The organism is Trinickia sp. (assembly GCF_051961175.1).
GTDB lineage: Bacteria > Pseudomonadota > Gammaproteobacteria > Burkholderiales > Burkholderiaceae > Trinickia.
In genome coordinates this window covers 1-3240 of record NZ_JBQCDN010000107.1, presented here as the reverse complement: position 1 = coordinate 3240, position 3240 = coordinate 1, and the positions used below count along the sequence as shown (strand labels likewise).

Annotated in this window: 4 protein-coding genes and 2 pseudogenes; 5 read left to right on the top strand and 1 reads right to left on the bottom strand. The window is 53.7% G+C overall.

The genetic code is table 11. The features are described 5' to 3' along the window. The 4 genes and pseudogenes from ACTHL0_RS05540 to ACTHL0_RS05525 all read left to right on the top strand — a co-directional run. On the top strand, nt 1–875 hold an 875-nt coding region (locus ACTHL0_RS05540), incomplete at its 5' end, for an RHS repeat-associated core domain-containing protein (RefSeq protein ID WP_440565588.1). Beyond that, nucleotides 872–1507: a hypothetical protein gene (locus ACTHL0_RS05535; protein WP_440565587.1), complete on the top strand. Its 636-nt coding sequence runs from the start codon at nt 872–874 to the stop codon at nt 1505–1507. The genes ACTHL0_RS05540 and ACTHL0_RS05535, both read left to right, overlap by 4 nt. 221 nt (nt 1508–1728) lie before the next feature. Continuing rightward, nucleotides 1729–1898: pseudogene (locus ACTHL0_RS05530) on the top strand (RHS repeat-associated core domain-containing protein); the annotation flags it as partial. A 320-nt stretch (nt 1899–2218) separates the two neighbouring features. Next, on the top strand, nt 2219–2686 hold the full coding sequence (locus ACTHL0_RS05525; RefSeq protein WP_440565586.1) for a hypothetical protein: 468 nt from the start codon (nt 2219–2221) through the stop codon (nt 2684–2686). Nucleotides 2687–2741: 55 nt separating this feature from the next. Here ACTHL0_RS05525 and ACTHL0_RS05520 read toward each other — a convergent pair whose 3' ends face one another. Beyond that, complete coding sequence (locus ACTHL0_RS05520) at nt 2742–2843, bottom strand: SymE family type I addiction module toxin (RefSeq protein ID WP_440565585.1); 102 nt, start codon at nt 2841–2843, stop codon at nt 2742–2744. Between the two features lie 165 nt (nt 2844–3008). On the opposite strand from ACTHL0_RS05520, the pseudogene ACTHL0_RS05515 reads away from it, so the two are divergent. Next, nucleotides 3009–3086, top strand: a pseudogene (locus ACTHL0_RS05515) (RHS repeat-associated core domain-containing protein); the annotation flags it as partial. Nucleotides 3087–3240: the final 154 nt, after the last annotated feature.

Here is a 3240-nt window from a genome sequence, read left to right as displayed (position 1 = left end):
TGGGATTGCGTCTGGCGCAGGAGATTCGCGAAACGGGCGTCAGCAGTTATGTTTATAGCCCTGAGGATGCGTATTCGCCGGTGGCGCGTGTAGATGCGGTGATTGTCGAGGCGCTGGCGGTGACGACGATTGACGCCGCGAAACACCAAGCGCGGGTTTTTCACTTTCATACGGATTTGGTTGGGGCGCCGTTGGAAGTGACGGACGATGCGGGGGATGTGGTTTGGTCGGGGAAGTATTCGGCATGGGGCAAGGTGGAGGGCGCGGCGGACGGCCGCTCGATGCAGCGGATCGAGCAACCGCTGAGGTATGCAGGGCAGTATGCGGATGAGGGCACGGGGCTTCACTACAACACGTTTCGGTACTACGATCCGGATGTGGGGCGGTTTATCAATCAGGATCCGATTGGGTTGGCGGGTGGGATGAACCTGTACCGATACGCCGCTAATCCACTGACATGGATCGATCCGTGGGGATGGTGCTCGTCCAAACTGGGGCGAAACATGGGGGCTCGCCCGGGGGACCGGATGGGGAACCATCATTTGGTTCCGGAAGAAGTCATGAAGGACCCTAGCTTCGCAAAGATGTTTGCCCGGCTTCGTGGAATGGGGTTTGAGGGAGATGGAGCAGCTAACGGTATCTTCCTACCCGGTGATAGGCAATTAGCAGCACAGACAGGATTGCCAGGACATTGGACTCAACATCCAGCCTATTCCGCCAACATCGAAAGTCAAGTCGCGGCATTGAATAGAGCCGCTCCGGGATTGAGCGATACTCAGTTGGTACTAGGGATGAGACAAATTCAGGCTAATGCTGCCGAGGGTTTGATGAATGGTAGGTATGCGATTGATCCTATTACTGGTGCATTGAAATGAATAAAGAAACAAATTTCTATAAACTTGAATACAACGTTGGCCAAAATGGCGCTGAATACTTTGTGGGCGCCAGGTGGAATGTTGACGAGTTCGAGTGGGATCCTTTGGACCCATCGACCTATACGCGCGACGTCAGACAGCACTACGAATGCGCTATTCAGGGCGACAAGTTTGAGGTCGATTGCTGGTTGTACAATCCGCATATTTGTGGATCTAAGAAGCTTATCGAAGTGCTTGACGTGGTCGGTGCTCGATATCGGGCGATTCCGTTCGATTTGCTCGGTGGAGGTAAGAAGAAAAAGAAGATTGATGGCGAACATTATATTATTTTGATCAAGGAAGGGGTTAGTATGATGGATGCTTCGCGATCCGAGTATGAAGTGATGGTCGACTTGGAAACCGGTAGACCCGTGCCGGAGGCTCCTTCTACGAATCATCCGAGATATGAGAAAATCGATCGATTTATTTTCAGAGACGATATTAAACCTCCACCTCTTTACACGTGTACTGAAACGGGCTGGATCATGGTGAGTGAAGAGTTTATGAGGGTTAGCGAGGAGGCTCACCTATCTGGTCCAACGTTTGTTAGACTTTTCAATGGAATTAAATACGATGCATTTGATGGAATTTAGAACTTGTCCGACTGCGGCAGGTAACGGCAGTTGATCGGCGCGTGGCTCCGCACTTTGACAACGGCGGCCCGCCGCGGCGCGTGTGGTTGGTCCGCGCCTACGCTCTGCGTGGCTCGCTGAGCTGACGCGCTGGCGATAAGGGGCGCCCCCAAGCGCCGGGGGCCGCATAAGCATTGGCGACAACGCCTGCCCGTCTCTCAAGGCCGCTGAATCCGTGTGCGCGGTTTCAGGGGCAGTGTCTGGATCGTGAGACGGGTTTTACAACACGTTTCGGTACTACGATCCCGACATCGGGAGGTTCATCAACCAAGATCCTATAGGCTTGGCGGGTGGAACTAACCTGTATCGGTATGCTGCAAATCCGCTGACATGGATTGATCCGTGGGGCTGGGCGTGCTGGAGTACGGAGCGCAAGAACTACTGGAAGAACGAAGCGCGCTCAAATGCGTCGTCCTACTCCCCCAATAACTTGCAGCGAATGGCTGACGGTCAGGCTCCGCGTATGCAGGTCGAGGTGCTGAAGAATGGTCAGCGCGTCATCAAGGACGTGTCGATGGAGCTACATCACACCAATATTCCGCAACGGGTGGGTGGCCCCGGCGTTCACAATGCCAGCAATCTCACGGCGTTGACGCCTTGGCAGCATGAGGCGGTTGATCCGTTTAGAAATACTGGTGAAACTTTGCTTAGAGTTATAAAGGGCGTTGATTCATGGTAGAAGACATTAAATCAATTTCTCAATTTCTGCGTTCGCCGAAATATTCCGAGCTTGCTTTGGATGTGGTTCAGCGTACAAGCAAGCGCTTGTGCGACGATCTCTATGATGCTGAGCTGGTTCACTGCCAAAAGGCACTCGATGCTGCGGGGCTGGCTTTGGCGAGCATAGAGGCGCTGCTGAACCAGGACTCAGATCGCATTCGGAAGTTTAGTGTTGCTTTGATAAGGGCGGAAATTGCGATCGACCTTGGTCAGGATTTTATTCCGCTAAAGGAGCCGGAGGATGAGTCGAGCAATGAAACCTACGTGGGGCATAGCCTAACGTTTATTCTTACATTCTCGATTTTGTATATTTTAATTCGGGATGATAGGGGGCGCCTTGCTCAATACTTGAAAAAAATGCGCCAACCAAAAGCGTCTAAGTATCAAAAGGCTGTTGAGACGATATTCGATAACGTGTAGATGAGTTATCTGGTTCCTAGCGCACTGAGGGCCGCTGGCGCGGCCCTCAGTGCATTTAAGCAGCGGTGATGATGAGCTTGCCGTGTTCGACGGCGATGTTAACTCGCTGTCCGGCAGCAAAGCTGGCGTGCTCGATCCACCTGCCGGCGAACTTCATCGACGGATAAAAAACCGGCGGCCGATGGCCTTTAATCGAGGGCTCGCCGGCGAGAAAATCGCGTCTTGGGAAAAATTCCGTGGCGACGGAGGTGTGAAGCCGGAGAGCCCTGACGGATAAGGGATTGCGACCCGTGTGAGGGCGGCCCGTGTCAGAGGTGTTTGATACAACACGTTTCGGTACTATGACCCGGACGTGGGACGGTTCATCAACCAGGACCCTATCGGGCTGTTCGGCGGAAGCGGTAAGCGGTCAGCGAGCGACGTCCACTAGAGTGATGGCAAAATGCTAAACGCCTCTTCATCGCGAGAAGGACGACATGACCGACACGAGCAGCACGCGCGAGCCCATTGGTCGCAGTGCATACGCGGAGTTTGCGGAGCGGTACGCCGAGATC